Annotated in this window: 19 protein-coding genes; 7 read left to right on the top strand and 12 right to left on the bottom strand. The window is 61.3% G+C overall.

Going from position 1 to position 20880, the window contains the following annotated elements:
- Positions 1-25 precede the first annotated feature (25 nt).
- Complete coding sequence (locus AC1DF8_RS20800; RefSeq protein WP_183847386.1) at positions 26-1027, top strand: LacI family DNA-binding transcriptional regulator; 1002 nt, start codon at positions 26-28, stop codon at positions 1025-1027.
- 57 nt (positions 1028-1084) lie between these two features.
- On the opposite strand, the gene AC1DF8_RS20805 is transcribed toward AC1DF8_RS20800, so the two are convergent.
- Genes AC1DF8_RS20805 through AC1DF8_RS20825 form a run of 5 tightly spaced genes read right to left on the bottom strand, consistent with a single transcriptional unit; the run spans position 1085 to position 4903 of the window.
- Entirely contained in the window at positions 1085-1876 is a 792-nt protein-coding gene (locus AC1DF8_RS20805; RefSeq protein WP_113116746.1) for a transporter substrate-binding domain-containing protein, read from the bottom strand.
- A gap of 22 nt (positions 1877-1898) precedes the next feature.
- Positions 1899-2816, bottom strand: coding sequence for an isoaspartyl peptidase/L-asparaginase (locus tag AC1DF8_RS20810; RefSeq protein ID WP_113204116.1), 918 nt, complete (start codon positions 2814-2816; stop codon positions 1899-1901).
- A gap of 8 nt (positions 2817-2824) precedes the next feature.
- On the bottom strand, positions 2825-3559 hold the full coding sequence (locus tag AC1DF8_RS20815; protein WP_018114488.1) for an amino acid ABC transporter ATP-binding protein: 735 nt from the start codon (positions 3557-3559) through the stop codon (positions 2825-2827).
- A gap of 1 nt (position 3560) precedes the next feature.
- On the bottom strand, positions 3561-4232 hold the full coding sequence (locus AC1DF8_RS20820) for an amino acid ABC transporter permease (RefSeq protein ID WP_183847384.1): 672 nt from the start codon (positions 4230-4232) through the stop codon (positions 3561-3563).
- Positions 4232-4903 carry an amino acid ABC transporter permease gene (locus tag AC1DF8_RS20825; RefSeq protein ID WP_112971313.1) on the bottom strand — a complete coding sequence of 224 codons (672 nt, stop codon included), beginning with the start codon at positions 4901-4903 and terminating at the stop codon, positions 4232-4234. The genes AC1DF8_RS20820 and AC1DF8_RS20825 overlap by 1 nt, the downstream gene beginning before the upstream one ends.
- 230 nt (positions 4904-5133) lie before the next feature.
- Between AC1DF8_RS20825 and AC1DF8_RS20830 the strand changes: the two genes are divergently transcribed.
- From AC1DF8_RS20830 to AC1DF8_RS20855, 6 genes are read left to right on the top strand one after another with little or no spacing between them, the layout of a single operon-like run.
- Positions 5134-5664, top strand: coding sequence for a carboxymuconolactone decarboxylase family protein (locus tag AC1DF8_RS20830; protein ID WP_478154755.1), 531 nt, complete (start codon positions 5134-5136; stop codon positions 5662-5664).
- 28 nt (positions 5665-5692) lie between these two features.
- On the top strand, positions 5693-7279 hold the full coding sequence (locus tag AC1DF8_RS20835; RefSeq protein ID WP_113204112.1) for an ABC transporter substrate-binding protein: 1587 nt from the start codon (positions 5693-5695) through the stop codon (positions 7277-7279).
- Positions 7280-8362 (top strand): ABC transporter permease, encoded by a 1083-nt coding sequence (locus tag AC1DF8_RS20840; protein ID WP_478154757.1) that lies wholly within the window; start codon positions 7280-7282, stop codon positions 8360-8362. It begins immediately after the preceding gene.
- Entirely contained in the window at positions 8359-9216 is an 858-nt protein-coding gene (locus AC1DF8_RS20845) for an ABC transporter permease (RefSeq protein WP_113208969.1), read from the top strand. The genes AC1DF8_RS20840 and AC1DF8_RS20845 overlap by 4 nt, the downstream gene beginning before the upstream one ends.
- A complete protein-coding gene (locus AC1DF8_RS20850; protein ID WP_478154759.1) occupies positions 9209-10033 on the top strand; it encodes an ATP-binding cassette domain-containing protein in 825 nt (274 codons plus the stop codon). Before AC1DF8_RS20845 ends, AC1DF8_RS20850 begins: the two co-directional genes overlap by 8 nt.
- Complete coding sequence (locus tag AC1DF8_RS20855) at positions 10030-10758, top strand: ABC transporter ATP-binding protein (protein ID WP_478154761.1); 729 nt, start codon at positions 10030-10032, stop codon at positions 10756-10758. The genes AC1DF8_RS20850 and AC1DF8_RS20855 overlap by 4 nt, the downstream gene beginning before the upstream one ends.
- A 97-nt stretch (positions 10759-10855) precedes the next feature.
- Here the strand turns inward: AC1DF8_RS20855 and AC1DF8_RS20860 are convergent, their stop codons facing one another.
- From AC1DF8_RS20860 to AC1DF8_RS20890, 7 genes are all read right to left on the bottom strand, one after another.
- Positions 10856-12958, bottom strand: coding sequence for a beta-galactosidase (locus tag AC1DF8_RS20860; RefSeq protein ID WP_478154763.1), 2103 nt, complete (start codon positions 12956-12958; stop codon positions 10856-10858).
- A gap of 108 nt (positions 12959-13066) precedes the next feature.
- Positions 13067-13942 carry a 2-hydroxy-3-oxopropionate reductase gene (locus AC1DF8_RS20865; protein ID WP_478154765.1) on the bottom strand — a complete coding sequence of 292 codons (876 nt, stop codon included), beginning with the start codon at positions 13940-13942 and terminating at the stop codon, positions 13067-13069.
- A 7-nt stretch (positions 13943-13949) separates the two neighbouring features.
- A complete protein-coding gene (otnI, locus tag AC1DF8_RS20870; RefSeq protein WP_478154767.1) occupies positions 13950-14729 on the bottom strand; it encodes a 2-oxo-tetronate isomerase in 780 nt (259 codons plus the stop codon).
- Positions 14730-14739: 10 nt separating this feature from the next.
- Positions 14740-16449: an ABC transporter ATP-binding protein gene (locus AC1DF8_RS20875; RefSeq protein ID WP_478154768.1), complete on the bottom strand. Its 1710-nt coding sequence runs from the start codon at positions 16447-16449 to the stop codon at positions 14740-14742.
- 10 nt (positions 16450-16459) lie between these two features.
- On the bottom strand, positions 16460-17647 hold the full coding sequence (locus tag AC1DF8_RS20880; protein ID WP_478154769.1) for an ABC transporter permease: 1188 nt from the start codon (positions 17645-17647) through the stop codon (positions 16460-16462).
- A 10-nt stretch (positions 17648-17657) separates the two neighbouring features.
- Positions 17658-18644 carry an ABC transporter permease gene (locus AC1DF8_RS20885; RefSeq protein ID WP_112543945.1) on the bottom strand — a complete coding sequence of 329 codons (987 nt, stop codon included), beginning with the start codon at positions 18642-18644 and terminating at the stop codon, positions 17658-17660.
- Between the two features lie 107 nt (positions 18645-18751).
- Entirely contained in the window at positions 18752-20860 is a 2109-nt protein-coding gene (locus AC1DF8_RS20890; protein ID WP_478154770.1) for a family 10 glycosylhydrolase, read from the bottom strand.
- Between the last annotated feature and the right edge of the window lie 20 nt (positions 20861-20880).

The raw sequence follows: 20880 nt of genomic DNA on the forward strand, positions 1-20880 counted from the left end.
ATGACAGGTTGGAAAGTGCTCGAATATGACACAGAACAATGGCCGCGATGCCGCTCCGACGATTGCCGATGTTGCAAAGCTGGCCGGGGTGTCGCGAGCGGTTGCCAGCCGGGCGCTCTCCAACGAGCCGCGACCGGTTTCGGCGGACAAGCGTGAGAGAGTGGTCGAGGCGGCCGCCCGGCTCGGTTACAAACCGAACCTCCTGGCGCAGAGCCTGACGACCAAGACGGTCAACCTCATCGCGGTCGTCGTCAACCACATCCATGATCTTTCGGACCTCGATCTCTTCGACCGGCTGCTCGACCAGATCCAGTCGATCGGCAAGCAGGTCATCATGATCCGCATCGGCTCGGTCGCCCGCGTCGAGGAGTTCCTGCGCAACGGCGTTGCCTATCATGTCGATGCGGCACTGGTCTTTTCGGATTTTGCAGACGCTCCGACTGTCAGGCGCATGTTCCGCTCCGATCTCGTTGTCATGCTGAACGGTCTGCATGACGATCTCTCGCCCGTCGTCATGCCCGACGAGGGCAGCGGCATTGCCGAAGCCGTCGCCGATGCGGCGAAGAAGGGCGTGAAGCGGGCGGGTCTCGTCACCGGCCGTTCGTCCTCGCCGATGGAACAGGCGCGCATAGGCTTCTACAAGCGGGCCTTCGCGGAGAGCGGCATAGAACTGGTGCGCACGGTGCAAGGCGACTATTCCTATGAGAGCGGGCATGCGGCGGCAGAGGAACTGGCTGGCGCTGATTGTCCGGATGCGATCTTCTGCACGTCAGATGCGATGGCCATGGGCATTCTCGATGTCTGCCGCGCCGATTTTCCCCGCAACCGGCCGACACGTTTCCGGCTCTATGGTTTCGACAATCTCTCGCTCACCGATTTCGACGCCTATCCGATTTCCTCGATCGGTTACGACAAGAGTGTCTATGTCGAGCACATCGTGGATTTCATCGCAAATCCTGGCGATTTTCACCCCGGCCAGCCACCGGTCATCGTGCCGACGACCTATTTTCCGCGCCTGACCGCCTGATAGAAATGACCTCCTGACAGCAAACAGGCCGCCCGAAGGCGGCCTGTGAGGATCATCCTACCACTGCGGGTTCAGAGCCGGCGGGTTGGCTTCTGCGCCCCACCACTTCTTGTAATTGGCTTCATAAGCGCCCGACTGGATGTAGTCGGAAACGAACATGTCGAGCCAGCGGACGAATTCCGGATCGCCCTTGGCGACAGCCATGCCGATCGGGTCGTTGGAATAGAGGCCGGCGAGCGTAACCAGCGTCGGGTTCTTGGTGGCGAGATAGTCCAGCAGCGAGGAATCTTCGATCGCAGCATCGACGCGCTTCTGCTGGAGCTGCAGTACGCCATCGGGAGCGAACTGGTCGACATAGACGAGCTGCGCATCCGGAACGGCGGACTTGAGGAATGTCTCGCCCGTCGTACCACGGCCGACGACAACCTTCTTGCCCGAGAGATCCTTCAGTTCCTTGATGCCGGCGTCCTTCTGGACGATAACGCGCAGGCCGGCGCGGTTATAGGGGATCGAGAAGTCGACGACCTTGGCGCGCTCGAGCGTGGCAGAGGTATTGGCGATCGCCACGTCGATCTGGCCGGAAACCAGCATGGAGATGCGCGCATCGCCCGAGACGTCGGTGAATTCGACCGGTACGCCGAGCTTTTCGGCCAGACGGTTGGCGACATCGACGTCGTAACCGACGGGGTTGTTCTGCGCGTCGCGGAAACCGATCGGCTCGCCGCCAAGCGATACGCCGATGCGCACGACGCCGCGTGAGCGGATGTCGTCGAGCATGCCGGCAAAGGACGGAAGCGCAGAGCCGGCAACGACGGCCAGCGCGGCAATGGCTGTGAGAATGCGTTTCATGGTTCCATTTCCCTCTTCTTGATTATGCCTGTTTCGCGGCCCGAAGTTCCGGTTCGGGCATCGAGTCCTCCCAGAGCCAGTAGCGGATTTCGCCCTCGCATCTGAAATTCACGACCTCATGGTTGCCCTTGGCATCGACAGCATGGATGACCACGCCGGCCAGGAAACCGGAGGACAGTTCATTGAGCTCCTCGACCGCCAGCTTGACGGCGTCGGAAAGCGAATAGCCGAATTTGAGCGCCAGCACGACGGTGCGCGCAGTCGAGCAGCGCATGGTCATCTCACCGGTATGGGTGCAGGCAGCCGCGCCATAACGGCTGTCGGCATAGAAGCCGGCGCCGGGGATCGGACTGTCGCCAAGGCGGCCGGGATATTTCCAGGCCCAGCCGGACGTGGAGGTCGCGGCGTGGATGCCGCGTGTGGGGTCCGCGGACAGGAAGACGGTCGTGTCGCGTACACGCTCCGGGTCGGTGATGGTGCGGCTGAGCGGCGCCAACGGGATATCGGGAAATTTCGCCAATTCCTCCGGTGACAGTTCCTTTTCCAGGCGCTCCCACCAGACGCGCTTGCTGTCTTCGAAGAGCACGTCATCTTCGGAGAAACCGATTTCACTGGCAAAGCGGCGAGCGCCATCGCCGGTCAACATCACGTGCGGCAGGCGCTTCATGACTTCGTGGGCGAGGCGGGCGACCGGCAGCGTATTCGGCACGGCGCCGACAGTGCCGACATCACGGGTGTTGCCATCCATGACGGCGCCGTCGAGTTCCATATTGCCGAGCATGTTCGGCCAGCCGCCGTAACCGACGCTGCGAACCCGGACTTCGCTTTCCACCTTGCTGATGCCGGCGACCATGGCGTCGAGGCTGATAGCGCCTTCGCGCAGCATCTGCACCGTCGTCGGGAAACCGGGCCAGGCTTCTTTATTGGCCAAGAGCAGCATGAATACCTCTAATCTTTACGCATTTTGGACAGGAACTGGGCGATACGCGGGTTGGTCATGCCGCCCTCGGCGGCGAAAAAATCCGCAGTCGGCAGATCGACGAGCAGCTTGCCCTTGTCGAGGAAGACGATGCGGTTGGAAATCTGTCGCGCGAATTCGATCTCGTGGGTGACGAAGAGCATGGTTGTGCCTTCGGCTGCTAGCTTGGCGAGGATAGCCAGCACTTCGGCCGTCATTTCCGGGTCGAGCGCGCTGGTGACTTCATCAAGCAGCAGGTAACGCGGCTGCATGGCAAGCGCCCGGCAAATGCCGACGCGCTGACGCTGGCCGCCGGAAAGCTGGGCCGGATAGGCATCGGCGCGGTCTCCGAGGCCGACGGATTGCAGCAGCGCACGGGCGGTGGCTTCGGCTTCGGCACGCGGCTTTTTCAGCACTTCGACTGGAGCCAGCGTCACGTTTCCGAGCACGGTCATGTGCGGATAGAGATTGAAGAGCTGGAAAACGGTAGCCGAGCGCTTGCGGGCTTCGGCCAATTCCTTCGGCTTGCCGACGTCGAAATCATCGACGGTGATACTGCCGCCGTTCAACTTTTCCAGGCCGTTGATGCAACGGATCAGCGTCGATTTGCCGGAGCCGGAGGAGCCGAGGATGGACACGACCTCGCCGGGATTGATGGTAAGGTTGACGCCATCGAGAACGGTCGTAGGACCAAAGGCCTTTTTGACGTTTTCTACTTTGAGCATATTAAAGCCCTCTCCAGGCGGCATGCGCCCTGAGGCGGTTTTCGAAGCGGGCGCCGAGCCATGCGAGCAGCTTGGCGCAGAGGTAATAGAGCAGGCCGACCACCGTCCAGACGATGAAGGGTTTCAGCGTGCGCAGGTTCAGGATGTTGCCGATCTTGGTGAGATCGACGACGCCGATGACCGAGATCAGCGAGGTGACCTGCAGCTGGTTGACGAGAAGGGCGGTCAGCGGGCCGATGGCGAAGGCCATGGCCTGCGGTGCCACGACATGGCGCAGAACCTGCCAGCGGGTAAGGCCGAAGACGCGGGCGGCCTCGATCTGGTCGCGGCCGATGGATTCGATGGCCGAGACCGCGATGACGTAGACGAAGGCGGCCGAATTCGCAGACAGCGTGATCATCGCTGCCGTCGTCGGCGTGATGCGGATATGCAGGAGACCAGGCAGGCCGAAGAAGACGAGGAAGAGTTGCACCAGAACGGGCGAGTTCTTCAGGAGTTCTGCAATGAAAGTGATGACCGGGGTCAGCACCGGCGCGCGGTAGAAGCGGCAGATCGCCCATGATGTGCCGATCAGGAGACCGATGAGGGACGTCGAGAGAAACAGACCGAGGCTGACGCCGAGGCCCTGCAGGAGCAGCCAGATATCGAAGGGGGTGAAATCGGAAAAACGCATCAGGCTACAGCCTCCATCATGTCGCGGTTCAGGCGGCGGTGGAGGAGGGCGATTCCGAGCGAGACGAGATAGGTCAGCACGGCATAGACGACGAGCAGCACGACATACACCTCGAAGGGCCTGTAAGTCTGCGAGACGACGATCTGAGCCGAGCCGGTCAGCTCGTTCAGCGTGATCGTCGAGAGGATCGACGATGTCAGGATCATGTTGATCAGCACGGAGCCGAGCGGGCGAACGGAGGTTCTGAGCGCGATCGGCAGCACGATCTTGGTGAAGGTTACCCGGCGCGAAAGGCCGCTGACTTCAGCGGCTTCGATAATGCCGGGATCGATTGCCAGGATGCCGGCGCGGATCACGTCGGACGCATAGGCGCCGCCGGCAATCGACAGTGCCACGACACCCGTGGTGAAGGCATCGATATAGATGCCGATCTCGGGCAGGCCGTAATAGAAGAAGAACAGCTGCACGATGAAGGGCACGTTGCGGAAGATATCGACGTAGACGAAGGAGATCCTGCGCAGAAGAGCGGAGGAAGACGTGCGCGCAATGGCGACGAAAGCGCCCATGATGACGCTGCCGATCAGCGCCAGAGCACAGGCTTCGGCCGTCAGTAGCGCGCCTTGCGCGAGAAAGCCCAGATGGGGCAAGAGGATCGAAAGGTCGAACCGCACGATCAYTCCCTATGTACGATTGAAACCGGTTTCATCGTGTCGTTTGTGCGCGCTGATGTCAAGAACGCCCGATACGGAAATGCTGATATATCTGTGGCGAAAAGTTCGTTTTTGCCGGCAACGTTCCGCGGAATAATTTTCGTCAAAAGGCGAAAAAGCTGGATGAATATGGACTGCACAATATCTCGCCACCTCGTTAGCCTTAATCGCACAAAGAAAGAGCAATCCGCATGAGCCAGCTTCCTCACATCGATTACGACACCGCTTCCGAAGAGATTCGCGCAGCGCATGACGAGGAGGTGCGGGTTCGCGGCAACATGACCAATATGAAGCGGACACTGCTGCATTCGCCGGAAGCGCACCGCATCTATGCCGAATGGTTCACGCTTCGGGCTGAGCTCGACCCCGCCGTCAGCGATCGCGAGATCTGGATCTTCTCGCATTCGATTTCCAAGGCGCTGAAGTCGGATATCGCCGTCACCTTCTTTCGTCGTGCGCTGATCAAGAACGGATTCAACCCGGATGCTCTGGAACTCAGCGAAAGCGAATTGCTGCTTAAACGTTTTGGCAAGGCGATTGTTGCCGATTCCAAGGCCGTTCCCGCCGATATCTGGGCCGAACTGAAGGTACGCTACGACACCAAGATTCTCGTCGATCTCGTCGCCTTTGCCGGCATTATGATCGCCACTGCCGTCTACATCAACGTTGTCGAGGTCGATTTCGATCCCGAGCTTGAGGCCTTTGCCGAAGGCGCTAACTGATTTTTTCATCACCCAAGGGGAGTTTTCCATGTCCATCATTTCCAGCCGCGCCAAGCTGCTCGGCACCGTCTTCAGCCTGGCGCTCGCTTTCAGCGCGCCGGTTGTTCACGCCGAGACGCCGCCTGATGTGCTCGTCGTCGCCCAGTCGATCGACGATGCTGTCAGTTTCGACCCGGCTGAAGGTTTCGAGCTCACGACCGTCCAGTCCTTCAACAACATCTATCAGCGTCTCGTGCAGTCCAACCGCGATGACGGCACCAAGATCGAGGCAGGACTTGCCGCTTCCTGGGAAGCAGGTAGCGATGGCAAGAGCCTGACCTTTGCGCTCGCCGACGCCAAGTTCGCCTCCGGCAATCCGGTTCGCCCCGAAGACGTGATCTTCTCGCTGACGCGCGCCGTGAAGCTCAACAAGTCGCCGGCCTTCATCCTCAACGAACTCGGCTGGAAGGCCGACAATGTCGATGCCGCGATCACCAAGGTTGACGACAAGCATGTCAAGCTCACCTGGACGGCGGATGTCGGCTCCGGCTTCGCGCTCTCGATCCTGACGGCGCCGATCGCCTCTATCGTCGACGAGCAGACAGTTTCGCCGCAGGCCAAGGACAATGATTTCGGCAATGGCTGGCTGAAGACCAATTCGGCCGGCAGCGGCGCTTATACGATCGCAACCTACACGCCGCATGAGGCGCTGGTGCTGCAGGCCAATGCCAATTCCTCCGACAAGCCGACGCTCGAAAGCGTCATTATCCGCAACGTGCCTGATGTTGGCGCCCGCCGCCTGCTCGTCGAGCAGGGCGATGCCGATATTGCCCGCGGCCTGTCTGCCGACCAGATCGAGGCGCTGAAGGACAAGAGCGGCATCAAGGTGCTCTCCGTCCCCTCGGCCCGCCAGGACTATATCCTGCTGAACAGCAAGGCGAATCCGACGCTCGGCAACCCGGCTTTCTGGGAAGCGGCGCGTTATCTCGTCGATTATGACGGCATTACCAAGAACCTGCTGCGCGGCCAGAGCAGCGTTCACCAGGCCTTCCTGCCGAACGGCTTCCCCGGCGCACTCAGCGACACGCCCTTCAAGCTCGATGTCGAGAAGGCTAAGAAGATCCTTGCCGATGGTGGCATCAAGACGCCATTCAAGATCGAATTCATCGTCTTCAACGACCAGCCGTTCCTGTCGATCGCCCAGTCGCTGCAGTCCACCTTCGCCCAGGCCGGCATCACGCTCGATATCCAGCCGGGTGTTGCGAGCGACATCTATGCCCGCGGCCGCGCCGGCAAGTTCGAGATGACGCTGCGCTACTGGATCCCGGATTATTTCGACGCCCACTCCAACGCCAGCGCCTTTGCAATCAACAAGGACAACTCGGCCAATACCGTTGCCAAGCAGGCCGGCTGGGTGATCCCGGAACTGACCGACGAGACGCTTGCAGCCGTCAAGGAGCAGGATGCCGCCAAGCGCGCCGCGCTCTATCAGGATCTGCAGAAGAAGATCCAGGCAAGCTCGCCCTTCGTTTTCATGCTTCAAGGCAATGACCAGGTCGTGCTAAGCGACAAGGTGAAGAACTATGCCCAAGGTCTCAACGCAGACCAGGTCTATTACGACAAGGTAGCGAAATAAGTGCCGCAAACGGCAACGACTGATAATGCCGACATGACCAACTCCCGTCAGCGCAACAGCTGGCGGGAGTTGTCGTTCGTCTGGCCGCTTTCGAAGTGGCTGTGGTCCTTTGCGCTGACGCTTTTCGGGCTGGCGCTGGTGACCTTTGCGATGACGCGGTTGTCGCCGATCGATCCGGCGCTGCAGCTTGTCGGCGATCATGCCAGCCAGTCCACCTATGAGCAGGCGCGGCTGGAGCTTGGGCTGGATCAGCCGCTGCCGGTGCAATTTTTCCGCTATGTCGAGACGGCACTATCCGGCAATTTCGGGCAGTCGATCTCGACCGGCCAGCCGGTGGCGAAGGACATTGCCCGGACTTTTCCGGCGACGATAGAGCTTGCTACGGCTGCGATCATCCTTGGTGCCGGCGTAGGACTGGCGCTCGGCATAACCGCCGCCATGCGACAGGGGACGTGGGTGGACGGGCTTGCTCGTTTCGTCTCGCTTTTCGGATACTCCGTGCCGATCTTCTGGCTCGGCCTGCTGATGCTGCTCCTGTTTTACGCACGGCTGCACTGGGCGCCGGGGCCGGGCAGGGCCGATGTCGTCTTCCAATATACGGTCAAATCGGTCACCGGCTTTGCCCTTGTTGATACGTGGATATCGGGCAAGGCGGGCGCCTTTCGCGATGCGCTGGCGCATTTGGCGCTGCCGGCGATCGTGCTTGCCTTCCACGCGCTTGCTGCAATTTCGCGGCTGACGCGCGCTGCGATTCTCACCGAGCTTGGCCAGGAATATGTGACGACCGCGCGGGCCAAGGGCGCAAGTCTCCGCCGCATTGTCTTCGTCCATATCCTGCCGAATGTCTCCGGCACGTTGTTGACCGTCATCGCCCTTTCCTACGCCAGCCTGCTGGAGGGTGCGGTGCTGACAGAGACCGTCTTTGCCTGGCCAGGCATCGGCCGTTACCTGACGACGGCGATGTTTGCCGGCGACATGCCGGCGATCCTCGGGGCGACGCTTGTGGTCGGCGCCTCCTTCGTGCTTCTCAACGCGCTGACCGATCTCGGCGTAGCGCGGCTGGAATCAGGGAAGAAGCGATGAGCGCGATCGTCCAGGCGCCATCAGGCGGTCCATCTTTCCTGCGGCGCGTGCTGCGTTCGCCTTCCGCAGCGACTGGCGGCGCGGTGGTGCTCTTCATTCTGGCGCTAGCGTTGCTGGCGCCGCTGATTGCGCCCTACGATCCGAACCTGCAGGAGACAGCCAATCGCCTGATGCCGCCTGATGCCGCGCACTGGCTCGGTACAGACGGTTTCGGTCGGGATATTCTGTCACGCATCATTTACGGTGCGCGGCCGACATTGCTGCTGGTGCTGGTCGTGGTGCTGCTGATGGCGCCACTCGGCATTCTCGTTGGTATCCTCTCCGGTTTCTTCGGTGGCATCACCGAGCGCGTGCTGATGCGGATCACCGATATCGTCATGTCCTTTCCACGACTGCTGCTCGCCTTCGCCTTCGTTGCCATCATGGGGCCGGGGCTGATCAATGGTGCGCTGGCGCTGGCGCTGACGAGCTGGCCCGCCTATGCGCGCCAGGCCCGCGTCGAAACGGCGGCGCTCAGACGCAGCGATTATCTGGCGGCGGCCGAAATGGTTGGTATCCGCGGCGTGCGGCTGCTCTGGGGGCATATCCTGCCGCTGGTGCTGCCTTCGGCGATCATTCGTCTGGCACTCGATCTCTCGGGTATCATTCTTGCTGCCGCCGGCCTTGGTTTCCTCGGTCTAGGTGTGCGTCCGCCAACAGCGGAATGGGGCTCGATGGTCTCGGAGGGCACGCAGGTGATCTTCGATCAATGGTGGGTGGCGGCCGTGCCTGGCTTTGCCATCCTGATCACCTCCTTCGCGTTCAACCTGCTGGCCGATGGTCTGCGCGATATTCTGGATCCGCGCCATGACTGAGCAGCTGCTTTCCGTCGAGGATCTGTCGATCGCCTTTCCATCGGAGGAGGGGCAGGTGCGCGTCGTCGATGGCATTTCGTTCTCGGTGGGTCGCGAGGTCGTGGCACTGGTCGGTGAGTCCGGCTCCGGCAAATCGATGACGGGCAGGGCGATCATGGGGTTATTGCCGCGCCGGGCGGAGGTCAGGGCAAAGCGTCTCGCCTTCGATGGGCACGAGCTGACGACATTGGCCCCATCCAGCTGGAACAGGCTGCGCGGCGGCAGTCTTGGGCTCATCCTGCAGGATCCGAAATATTCGTTGAATCCGGCCCATAAGGTTGGCCGACAGGTGGAAGAAGCGTTGCTTCTGCACACGAAGCTTTCTGCTGTCGAACGGCGCGAACGGGCGCTCGATATGCTTGATAAAGTCGGTCTGCCCGATCCGCAGCGTGTCTATTCGAGCTATCCTGCTGCCCTCTCGGGCGGCATGGGGCAGCGTGTGATGATCGCCGCCATGCTGATCAACCGGCCGAAACTCTTGATCGCCGACGAGCCGACTTCGGCACTCGATCGCGGTCTGCAGGACCAGATCCTGACCTTGCTGCGGTCGTTGACGGAAGAGCTCGGCATGGGGCTGCTGCTGATCAGCCACGACCTGCAGCAGGTATCGCGTTATGCCGATCGGGTCATGGTCATGCGGCACGGGAAGATTGAGGAGCAGATGGCGTCTGCGGATCTTGCCAATGCCAGATCGGATTATACGCGGGCGCTCTGGGCGGCGCGGCCTTCGGCTGCGACCTACGGGACACGACTGCCGGTCTACGGAGGCGAGGCATGAGTGCGCTTTCCGTTTCCGATCTTTCCGTTACCTTTCAGGCTGACGGCAAGGGTTTTACCGCCGTGCGTGGTGTCAGCTTCGAGGTTGCGTCGGGCGAAACGTTTGGGCTGATTGGTCCCTCCGGGTGCGGCAAGACGACGGCGCTCCGTGCCGTTGCCGGGCTGAACACCCATTGGCAGGGCTCCATTAGGGTTTCCGACGAGGCGCTGCAGCCGGGTCAGAAGATTACCGGGGCGTTGCGATCCAACATCCAGATGGTGTTTCAGGATCCCTATTCCTCGCTGCATCCGCGCCATCGCATCTCACGCATTCTCGGGGAGCCGCTAGCGTTGCGGGGTGCGCGCAATGTCGAGGATGAGGTGCGTATCGCGCTCGATCAGGTCGGTCTGCCGGCTGCTGCTGCCGGACGTTATCCGCACCAGCTTTCCGGCGGGCAGCGGCAGCGTGTAGCAATCGCCCGTGTGCTGCTCCTGAAGCCGAAGCTGCTGCTGCTCGATGAGCCGACCTCGGCGCTCGATGTCTCGGTGCAGGCCGAGATCCTGAACCTGCTGAACGACCTGAAGGCCTCGCATGGCATGACATTCGTGCTGGTCAGCCACGATCCCGGCGTCGTCGCGCATATGTGCGACCGGGCCGTGCTGATGCAGGCCGGTCGCATCGAAAGCGAACTCGACCGAGCCGCGCTTTCGCAAGGCGGCTGGGTCGAGCAGCTTGCCGTCCGCTAGTAGAGCATCCGGTTTTCTTCGAAATACCAGATGCTCTATCTCTTTGTTTTGGCGCAATTCCAGGCGCAAAACCGCAGCACAGTTTTGCTGGAATTGCTTAGCTGATCGGCAGGATCAGGACATCACAGGCCGGCACTTCGATACGCTCGGCATCATAGGCATGGTTGACAGGCCAAGCCGGCTTGCCGCCCGACAATTTTCCGGCTGCGAGCGTGACCGTCGTCGTCTGGACTTTGCGTGTCGGGTTGACCAGCCAGAGGAAGCTTCCATTTTCGCCCTTGTGGATGCGGGCGAAGAGCGCGTCGTTGGACAAGCTCGCATGACGCGTCCGGCCGCTCCATTTCACCAGTTCGGCGAAGAACGCGGCATTGGCCTTGCCGTTGGTGCGGTAGAAGGCGACGGAGGGATTGGTGCCGATCAGCAGGGTGCGACCCTTGCCGAAGCGGTTTTCGACGACGGCAAGACGGCCGCCATCGAAAGCGCCGCGCCCGGTGCCGTCGGTCAGGCGGTAGGACTGTAGGAGACCGCCGCCATCGACGGCCATATCATCGAACTTGAAATGGATGCGATCCCCTATATCGGGCATGAATTCCACTTCTTCCTCACGAGCGCCGAAGACTTCGTCGAGCCCCATATTCGGCTGCACCTGGCCGACATGGCCGCGGTCACCGAAATAGCCGGGGCAGGCTTCTGATATCAGCGTGCCGCCCTTTTCCACCCAGGCTTTCAGGCGGGCTGCCTGCTCGGCGGTGAACATGATCGGGTAGGGGAAGTAGAGGAAATCGTAGGCGTCGATATCGTCGATATGGACCCAATCCGGCTGCAGGCCCTGTCCGAGGAAGGCGCGATAGGCGCCCCACATGGCTTCGGGATAGGGCTTTTCCTTGCGGTCGTAGTTCAGAAGGTAATCCCATTCCTGCGTTTCCGGGACGACGAGGATACCGACCTCGCCACGAACGGGCTTTGCGTCCCAGAGCGTCTTCTGAGCCGGGTCATTCGCCCATTTCGCTATGGCGCTCTGCATGTCGGAGCGCGGCGTGCGGCTGCCGTCCATGCCATAGGCACCGAAGGCACCGAAGAGCGGGCCGTCGAGCAGCGGGCGCCAGCGCAGGTTCAAGACGCCGCGAGCGCCGCCGGCAAAGGAGGTCATGCTCCAGATTCTGATGTCCTCGGGCTCGGCGACACGGCCGTCTTCCTTGTCGCGGCCGATCACCTGCGGCTGCAGCCAGAGCGGACCGCCCTGGCGCTCTGCGTGCCAGAAGGGTTTGCCGCGGGCGGCGGCACGATTGATATCGACGCCGTACCAGGTCTTCCACGGTTCTGTGCCCTTACGCGCCTGAATCCAGGTGAAGCCGTAGATTTCCACCTTGGAGGCGGCGAGCCAGTCGTCGCAGCCATTGGCGGCCATGTTCGGGATCGCGCCTGATATGCCGTGCGCGGCAATGACATTCTTCTGATCGACGGCGCGGATCGTGTCGATGCGCCACTGCATCTGGCCATAGAAATTGTCGCGCTTGAACTGCAGCCAGTCGATACATTCCGGGTAGGGAGCCATGTGAACCGGTGGCTCGACATCGTCCCATTCTGCATAGCTGTAGCGATGCCATGCCTTGGCCAGCACTTTCAGGCTGCCATATTTCTTCTCCAGCCATTTGCGGAAGGCGGCCTTGGCATAGCTACTGTAATCGACATCGGCGGAATAGTTGACCTCGTTCCAGACGTCATAGCCATAGATCGCCGGATGGTCCTTGTAACGCGTGGCAAGTGCCGTCAGGAACTTGCCGGCGGCTTCCTTCACCTCAGGGCAGTTGAGCGTCAGTGCGCCGGCGCCCCCGCCATTGTTGGAAAAGCCGCCGGTCGCTGCCGAAACGCCCATATAGGAGCCGAGCTTGGTGCCGTCGGCATTGACCTGCAGGGCATCGGCATATTTGCGCACCGCCCAGTCCGGTACGGCATGAATGAGTTCGGCAATGACCGTCTTGATCCCGTTCTTGGCGGCGAGATCGAGCTGGCGGTCATACTCCTCCCAGTCGTAGACACCGGGAGCGACTTCGATCGCACTCCACATGAACCAGTGGCGGAAGATGTTCAGGCCATCTTCGCCTGCCGTCGTGTAGTCGCGTTCCCAATCGTCGCGGGGCGGATTGGACTTGCGAAAATAGACGGCGCCGAAAGGGAATTGGATATCGTTTCTAAGCATTGTCCTGTCCTTCTCTATCGATGTCCGGACATGGCTTCGCCGTCCGGAGAAAAGGCTCCGGCAGGAAGCAATCGAAGATGTCGTCCGGGTGTTCTAGGTGGTCCTGATCTAGCGCGGCCCTCCGGCGAGGAGCTCGAGCGTGCGGATGAGGGCGGAATGGTCGCGTTCACCGTCGCCATTGGCAACGGCGGCATTCATGAGCTGCTGGGTGGCCGCCGTGTTCGGCAGCGACAGATCGAGCGCGCGGGCAGCGTCAACCGCRAGCGTCATGTCCTTGCGGTGCAAGCGGATGCGGAAACCAGGGTCGAAGGTTTCCTTGACCATGCGCTCACCATGCACTTCGAGGATGCGCGAGGCGGCGAAGCCACCCATCAGGGCTGCGCGCACCTTGGCCGGATCGGCGCCGGCGTGTTTGGCAAAGAGCAGTGCTTCGGAGACGGCTTYGATAGTCAGGCCGACGATGATCTGGTTGGCGACCTTGGCCGTCTGGCCGTCGCCGACGCTGCCGACCAGCGTGATGTTCTTACCCATCCTCTCGAAGAGGGGACGGGCGCGCTCGAAGGCTTCTTCCTTGCCGCCGACCATGATCGTCAGTGAGGCAGCCTTGGCGCCGACTTCGCCGCCGGAGACGGGCGCATCGACATAATCGCAGCCGAGCGCTTCGATGCGCCGGGCAAAATCCTTGGTGGCGACAGGTGAGATTGAGCTCATGTCGATGACGAGCTTGCCAGAGGAAAGGCCGGAGGCGACGCCGCCTTCGCCGAAGAGCACGGCTTCGACGTCAGGCGTATCCGGCAGCATCAGGATGATGATGTCGGAGGCCTCAGCGACAGCCTTGGCGCCATGGACGGCTTTGCCGCCCTTGGTGACGAGGTGCTGCGAGGCTTCCTTGACGCGGCTCAGATGCAGCGTGTGGCCGGCATCTATCAGGTGTTCCGCCATCGGGCGACCCATGACGCCCAGTCCGATAAAACCAATATTCATGTCACGCTCACTTCCGATAGGGTTTCATCCAGCCAAGGCCTTCGCTGGTGCCGGCCTTCGGCTTGTATTCGCAGCCGACCCAGCCGTCGTAGCCGAGGCGGTCGAGTTCGGAGAGGATGAAGCCATAGTTGATCTCGCCCGTGCCGGGCTCGTTGCGGCCGGGATTGTCGGCGATCTGCACATGGGCGATCCTGTCCTTCAGCCTTGTGAAGGTCGGGATCAGGTCGCCCTGCATGATCTGCATGTGGTAGAAATCATACTGGATGTAGAGATTGTCGGAGCCGACCTTTTCGAGGATACGCTCGGCATGATCTGTGTTCGACAGGAAGAAGCCGGGAATATCGCGCAGATTGATCGGCTCGATCAGCAGCTTCACGCCGGCGTCGGCCGCGCGCTCGGCGGCATATTTCAGGTTCTCGACCAGCACTTTTTCCAGCGTTTCAAGATCGGCGCCCTTTGGCACGAGTCCGGAGATGACGTTGACTTGAGGGCAGGCGAGCGCCTTGGCGTAATCGAGCGCCAGCGATATGCCGCTCCGGAATTCCTCGATACGATCCGGCAGGCAGGCGATACCGCGCTCGCCGCCGGCCCAGTCACCCGAGGGAACGTTGAAGAGTGCCTGCTTCAGGCCGTTTGCCTTGAGCGCATCGGCGACCTTTTCCTTCGGTTCGGCATAGGGGCCGAGATATTCGAGCGCGCCGAAGCCGTCCTTCGCGGCAGCAGCGAAACGATCGAGGAAGGCAAGATCCTGATAGAGGAAGGAAAGATTGGCGGAAAATCTCGGCACTGGAACATCCTCAGGCATTGGCGGGAGCGACAAACCGATGCCGGTGCAGCATGCGCTTGTCGCGTGGGTCGGGATTGGGAACGGCTGAAATGAGGCTCTTCGTATAGGCTTCCTGCGGCGCGGTGCAGATCTGCTCGGCCTCGCCAAGTTCGACGATCTTGCCGCGGTGCATGACGGCTACACGGTCGCAGAAATAGCGTACCACGGAAATATCGTGGGAGATGAAGATGAAGCTCAGGTTCAGCCGCTGGCGGATATCGAGCAGCAGATCGAGGATCTGGCTGCGGATCGAGACGTCGAGCGCCGAGGTCGCTTCATCGGCGATGATGATGCGGGGATCGAGCGCAAGGGCGCGGGCAATGCCGATGCGCTGGCGCTGGCCGCCCGAGAAGGCGTGCGGATAGCGCTCCATGCCCATCGGATCGAGGCCGACGAGGCGCATCAGTTCGGCGACGCGATCTTCCAGCGCCTTGCCCTTGGCTAGGCCGTTGACGATCAAGGGATCGGCGATCACCTCCTTGACGGTCATGCGCGGATTCAGTGAGGCGAAGGGATCCTGGAAAACGAGACGGACTTCGCGATGGAAGTTGCGCAGCTCCTTCTTGCCGAGCTCGGTGACGTCGGTCTCACCGCCATCCTTGTCGCGATAGAGGACGGTACCGGTCGTCGGCTCGACGGTGCGCAGGATTAGGCGGCCGAGCGTCGTCTTGCCGGAACCGCTTTCGCCGACGATGCCGAGATTTTCACCGGGGTAGAGGTCGAAATTGGCGTCGTCGACGGCACGCAGCGTGTTGGCGTTCCCATGCCAGCCGAAGGTCTTGCTGAGATTGCGCACCGAGAGGATCGGCTGCGGTGCTTGTGAAGAGATGGCGATGGCCGGCAGTCTGCCTTCGACATGATGTGTCAGCTTCACCGTCGAGGCCAGCAGCTGGCGTGTATAGGGATGGGTGGCTGCATGATAGATCGCATCGACCGGGCCACGCTCGACGATATGGCCGAAGCGCATGACGGCGACATCATCCGCCACCTCAGCCACCACGCCCATGTCGTGGGTGATAAGCAGCATCGCCATGCCGCGATCGACCTGCAGGCGTTTGATGAGGTCGAGGATTTCCGCCTGCGTCGTTACGTCGAGAGCGGTGGTCGGCTCGTCGGCGATCAGGATATCGGGATTGCCGGCGAGCGCCATGGCTATCATGGCGCGCTGGCGCATGCCGCCGGAGAATTCGAACGTGTAGCGGTCGGCCATCTTGTCGGGATTGGGGATTTCCACCTGTCGCAGCAGCTCGACCATGCGGGCGCGCGCCGCCTTCTTGTCGAGATTGCTGTGCAGACGGATCGCCTCGACGATCTGCGAGCCGATCGTGTGAACCGGCGAGAGCGAGCTCATCGGCTCCTGGAAGATGAGGCCGATGCGCCGGCCGCGGATCTCGCGCATGGCGCGGCTGCCGGGCTGAAGCGTGGCGATATCAGTGATCTCGCTGCCGTTGCGCAACAGGATGCGACCGCCGACGATCGTACCGGGCTTATCGACAATCTGCAGCAGCGAGCGAGCAGTTACACTCTTGCCCGAACCGCTTTCGCCGACGAGGCAGAGCGTCTGCCCGCGCTTGAGCTGGAAGCTGACATCTTCGACGGCATGCAGGATATGCGTGCGGAGCCGGAAATCGATCGAGAGGTTTTCAACCGAGAGAACGACGTCATCGGGAAGATCGGTCATGGCTTCCTCCTCAATTGTCATAGGGATCGGCTGCATCGCGCAGGCCGTCGCCGAAGAAGTTGAAGGACAGGACGGCAATGACGACCGCCAGGGACGGCCAGATCAGCAGCCAGGGCGCGGTCGCGACCGTGCGGATGTTCTGGGCGTCCTGAAGCAGCACGCCCCAGCTGACGACAGGCGGCTTGAGGCCGATGCCGAGGAAGGAGAGCGAGGTTTCGGCAACGATCATCGTCGGAACCGCGAGTGTGACGACGGCGAGGATGTGGCTCGTCAGCGAGGGCAGGATATGGCGGAAGATCAGCCGTGCCTCGCTCGAGCCGTCGAGCTTTGCGGCGGTGACGAAATCTTCGCTGCGCAGCGCCAGGAAACGGCCGCGCACCTCGCGGGCAAGACTGGTCCAGCCAAGCAGCGAGACGATGATGGTGATGACGAAATAGACGTTGACCGGCGACCACGTGAGCGGAATTGCTGCTGCAAGCCCGAGCCAGAGCGGGATGGTTGGCATGGCACTGACAACTTCGATGACGCGCTGGATCAGTGTATCCACCCAGCCGCCATAGAAGCCGGAGATCGAGCCGAGTACCACGCCGAGCACCAGTGACATGGCGACGCCGACGAGGCCAATCGACATGGAAATGCGGGTGCCGTAGATCAGCCGGGTCAGAACGTCTCGACCGAGGCGATCGGCACCGAGCAGGTACATCGGGTCATTGGGGTTGATCGGGCCGAAGAAATGCGTGGTCATCGGGATCAAGCCCCAGAGCTGATAGGCCGGGCCTTTGACGAAGAAGCCGACCGGCACGACCTTGGTATCGTCAACGACAAAGGTGCGCCTCAAGGCCACCTTGTCGATCTCCACCTTGTAGCCCTTCACATGGAAATTGAATTCCGAGCTGCCATCCTGCTTGGTCACGAAGAAGCTCAGGCTCTGTGGCGGTGCGTAGGTATATTGCGGCTTCGAGGTCGCGGGCAAAGAGGGCGCCAGGAATTCGGCAAACAGGCCGATCAGATAAAGCAGCAGGATGATTACGCCGGCGACCATCGCCACTTTCTGGCGGATCAGTTTACCGGCAATCAGTTGCCAGGGACCGACAGCGGCAGTCGAGACGGTCTTGCCCTGTTTCAGCGGGCTGATCGAGGGGCCGTCGGCGACGACATGCAGGGGGCCGGTTTGGGTTCCGAATGTTTCGTGCGTCATCGGCGCGTCCTCAATTGAACCGGATGCGCGGATCGAGCAGCGCAAGCAGCAGGTCCGACAGGAGCATGCCGACGAGGGTGAGCGCCGAGAGCAGCAGGATGAAGCTGCCGGCAAGATACATGTCCTGCGAGACCAGCGCGCGGAAGAGCAGGGGACCTGCGGTCGGCAGGTTCAGGACGATGGCGGTGATGGTGACGCCGGAGACGAGATGCGGCAGCACCCAGCCGATCGCCGAGACGAAGGGGTTCAGCGCAATGCGCACCGGATATTTCATGATCACCTTGTATTCCGGCAGGCCCTTGGCGCGGGCGGTGATGACATAGGGCTTGTGCAGCTCGTCCGTCAGATTGGCGCGCAGGATGCGAATGAGGGCGGCCGTGCCCGAGGCGCCGATGATGATGATCGGAATCCAGAGATGGGCGAGGAAGTCGCCGATCTTGGCGAGGCTCCACGGCGCCTCGGCATATTCGGGTGAATTGAGACCGCCGACGCTCTGCCCGAGATAGCGGTAGGCGACATACATCAGTGTCAGCGCCAGGATGAAGTTTGGTACTGCGAGACCGATGAAGCCGAAGAAGGTGAAGACGTGGTCGCTGATCGAATGGCGGCGCACAGCCGAGTAGATGCCGATTGGCAGGGCGACGATCCAGACGAAGAGGAGGCTCAGCAGTGAGATGACCAACGTCGAGCCCATGCGCGCCCAGATGAGGCCGGAGACGGGCTGGTTCCATTCGAAGGACCAGCCGAAATCGCCGCGACTGATGATGCCCCAAATCCATTTGAGATACTGGATATAGAAGGGGTCGTCGAAGCCGTAGATTTCTTTCAGCCGCTCGATCTGCGCAGGATCGACAGCCTGGCCGCTGTCGCTCATCGTCGCGATCATCGAGGTCAGGTAGTCACCCGGCGGCAGCTGGATGATCAGGAACGAGATCAGCGACATGCCGATCAGCGTCGGGATCATGTAGAGCACGCGCTTGAAAATATAGCCAAGCATCGGAAAGTTTCTCCTCCCGTTGAGAGCGCCCGGTCAGGCGCTTCCTTCGGATCTCCATCCGCTTTCGGCCCCTTCAGGCCGAAAGCGCTCCTCCTTGCTTCAGCACCTCATTTCCAGGTGAGGTGCAGCACCTCCAGCCGTTCGATGCCGGGCACCTCCACCTGTGCACGGCCGTCCTTGACGCTGAAGTTTGCGGCGCGGTCGGTAACAACAAGCCATGCTTTGGCTACCGATTTGCCCGGAGGAATTTCCACCGAAACCGTCTGCGCCGCCAGAGGGTAATTTTCGCGTATCGGCCCCTTCATCATCATCGGGTTTGTGAGGTTGAAGAGGCTGAGCGCGACGCCTTCAGCATTTTCGCGCAACGCCATGTCGAGGACGCCGGGGCCTTCGACGGTGACGCGCGGCGTCTTGCCAAGTGCCCAGTGGACTGCATTAGTAATCAGCTTTCCGTGGTCGACAGCAAAGACTTCCCAGAAGATCTCGCCGATATTCCAGGGCATATAGACGGTGCGGCCACCCTTGCCGGTTTCACGGGCGATAACGCCAGCACCTTCGGGGGCCTTGCGCGGATAGACTTCCTCCATCGGCAGATCCGGGAAGTCGGGCACATAGAGGAAGGGTGTCGTCGCGTTGCCGATGGGATCGGCATGGATCAGGCGCGTGCCACCCATGATGCGCTCGGCACCGTCATAGCCTTGATTGACCGGATGATCGCCCGAGAGCGCCACGTAGGTGTTCTTGACGATGCCGCGTGGGCCGGAGACGAACTTGGCGCCGAGCACGTCTGAGAGGCCGAATTCGCTGCGTTTCTTGCCGAATTCGTCGCGCAGCGAGGTTTCGTAGGACGCGATGACGCTACCGCCGCGCTCGACATAGGCGCGGATCGCCGCGTTCTGCGCATCTGAAAGGCAGGAGGCGTTGGCGAGGATGATCAGCTTGAAGCGGTCGAGGTTTTCCTTGGTCAGAACCTGATCCGAGAGAAGCTCGAAGGGCAGGCGGGCTTCGACGAGCGCATGATAGAAGCCAAGATCATGCTTCTCAGCGTTGTGGCGCTCTTCCGGCGCCCAGTGGCGGAGCGTCGTCGAGGGGTCGATGACGGCGATTTCTGCCGTCGGACGCATGCTTTCTAGGACAGGCTCGACGGCCGCCTGCAGGGCGAAAGCATCGGCGACAGGTTCGACCCAGCGCTTGTCGGGTACGACGCCGTTGAACTTGGTGAACCAGGCATAAAGGCCGTGGGCCGTGCCGTCATTGATCCAGAGCTGCATTTCCTCGCCCGAGGTGACTGCATCCTTCCAGCGATATTCCTCTTCCGGGCCGATCGAGGTGATGAGCACGACAGGCCGATCGGGGAAGGTGGCACGGATGCGCTTGCCGTTGCGGCCGGCCGACCAGCCGAGTTCGAGGCCCTTGCGGCCCTGATGGTCGACGACGAGGAAGGGGCAGTGTTTGGCGATGACAGAGAGATCGAATTCCATCAGCGAAGCGCCGCCCATGTTCGGGATGAAGCTCGCATGCGGGCGGATCGCTTTGACCGCATCGTCCCACTGGGCGATCATGTCGGTCAGAACCCGGCGGCGCCACTGCACCCAGGCCTGCCAGGCCGGGTCGTCGGCATCGGGTTTCGTCGGCAGGGCGTGGCCGAACATATCCTTGAAGCGGCGGGCACTGTCTTCGCTGTAATCGACGCCATGGCCCTGCCAGCGATTGGCGAAGACGGCGTCGATATCGTATTTGCGGACGATCTCCTTGACCACTTCAGGCATGAAGACGGTGTTGTAATCGCCATAGGCGTTCGTGACCCAGACATCCGGATAGGCCCAGTGGCGTCGCGGTGTGCCGTCGGCATTGATCATCACCCATTCGGGATGCGCCTTGGCGGCATCGTCGTGAATGGCGTGCGGATCGACGCGGGCCATGACATGCATGTCGAGCTTGCGGGCGGCATCGACGAGCGCGCCGAAGATGTCCTTATCACCCAGATATTTGCTCACGTAGTGATAGGGCACTTCGCTCGGATAATAGGCGATGTAGCCGCCGGCGCTGAGGCAGACCGCGTTGGATTTCGTGCGCTTGAAGACATCGACCCAGAAGGCCGGATCGTATTTCTCTGGATCGTCTTCGACGAAAGTGAGCTGGGTCCAGCGCGTTGCGGTCTTGAACCAGTCTGGTGTGCGCAGCGTGTCTGTATTCTGTCTTCTGGCGTCGAGCATCGTCTTCATCCAATCATTGG

The organism is Rhizobium sp. 05N49, assembly GCF_056396805.1.

Coding starts and splice junctions, on each gene's coding strand:
- AC1DF8_RS20810 (WP_113204116.1), bottom strand. CDS start 2,816: ATGCTGCTCTTGGCCAATAAAGAAGCCTGGCCCGGTTTCCCGACGACG.
- AC1DF8_RS20820 (WP_183847384.1), bottom strand. CDS start 4,232: ATGCGTTTTTCCGATTTCACCCCCTTCGATATCTGGCTGCTCCTGCAG.
- AC1DF8_RS20885 (WP_112543945.1), bottom strand. CDS start 18,644: ATGCTTGGCTATATTTTCAAGCGCGTGCTCTACATGATCCCGACGCTG.
- AC1DF8_RS20890 (WP_478154770.1), bottom strand. CDS start 20,860: ATGCTCGACGCCAGAAGACAGAATACAGACACGCTGCGCACACCAGAC.
- AC1DF8_RS20805 (WP_113116746.1), bottom strand. CDS start 1,876: ATGAAACGCATTCTCACAGCCATTGCCGCGCTGGCCGTCGTTGCCGGC.
- AC1DF8_RS20845 (WP_113208969.1), top strand. CDS start 8,359: ATGAGCGCGATCGTCCAGGCGCCATCAGGCGGTCCATCTTTCCTGCGG.
- AC1DF8_RS20880 (WP_478154769.1), bottom strand. CDS start 17,647: ATGACGCACGAAACATTCGGAACCCAAACCGGCCCCCTGCATGTCGTC.
- AC1DF8_RS20815 (WP_018114488.1), bottom strand. CDS start 3,559: ATGCTCAAAGTAGAAAACGTCAAAAAGGCCTTTGGTCCTACGACCGTT.
- AC1DF8_RS20850 (WP_478154759.1), top strand. CDS start 9,209: ATGACTGAGCAGCTGCTTTCCGTCGAGGATCTGTCGATCGCCTTTCCA.
- AC1DF8_RS20875 (WP_478154768.1), bottom strand. CDS start 16,449: ATGACCGATCTTCCCGATGACGTCGTTCTCTCGGTTGAAAACCTCTCG.
- AC1DF8_RS20830 (WP_478154755.1), top strand. CDS start 5,134: ATGAGCCAGCTTCCTCACATCGATTACGACACCGCTTCCGAAGAGATT.
- AC1DF8_RS20855 (WP_478154761.1), top strand. CDS start 10,030: ATGAGTGCGCTTTCCGTTTCCGATCTTTCCGTTACCTTTCAGGCTGAC.
- AC1DF8_RS20835 (WP_113204112.1), top strand. CDS start 5,693: ATGTCCATCATTTCCAGCCGCGCCAAGCTGCTCGGCACCGTCTTCAGC.
- AC1DF8_RS20800 (WP_183847386.1), top strand. CDS start 26: ATGACACAGAACAATGGCCGCGATGCCGCTCCGACGATTGCCGATGTT.
- AC1DF8_RS20860 (WP_478154763.1), bottom strand. CDS start 12,958: ATGCTTAGAAACGATATCCAATTCCCTTTCGGCGCCGTCTATTTTCGC.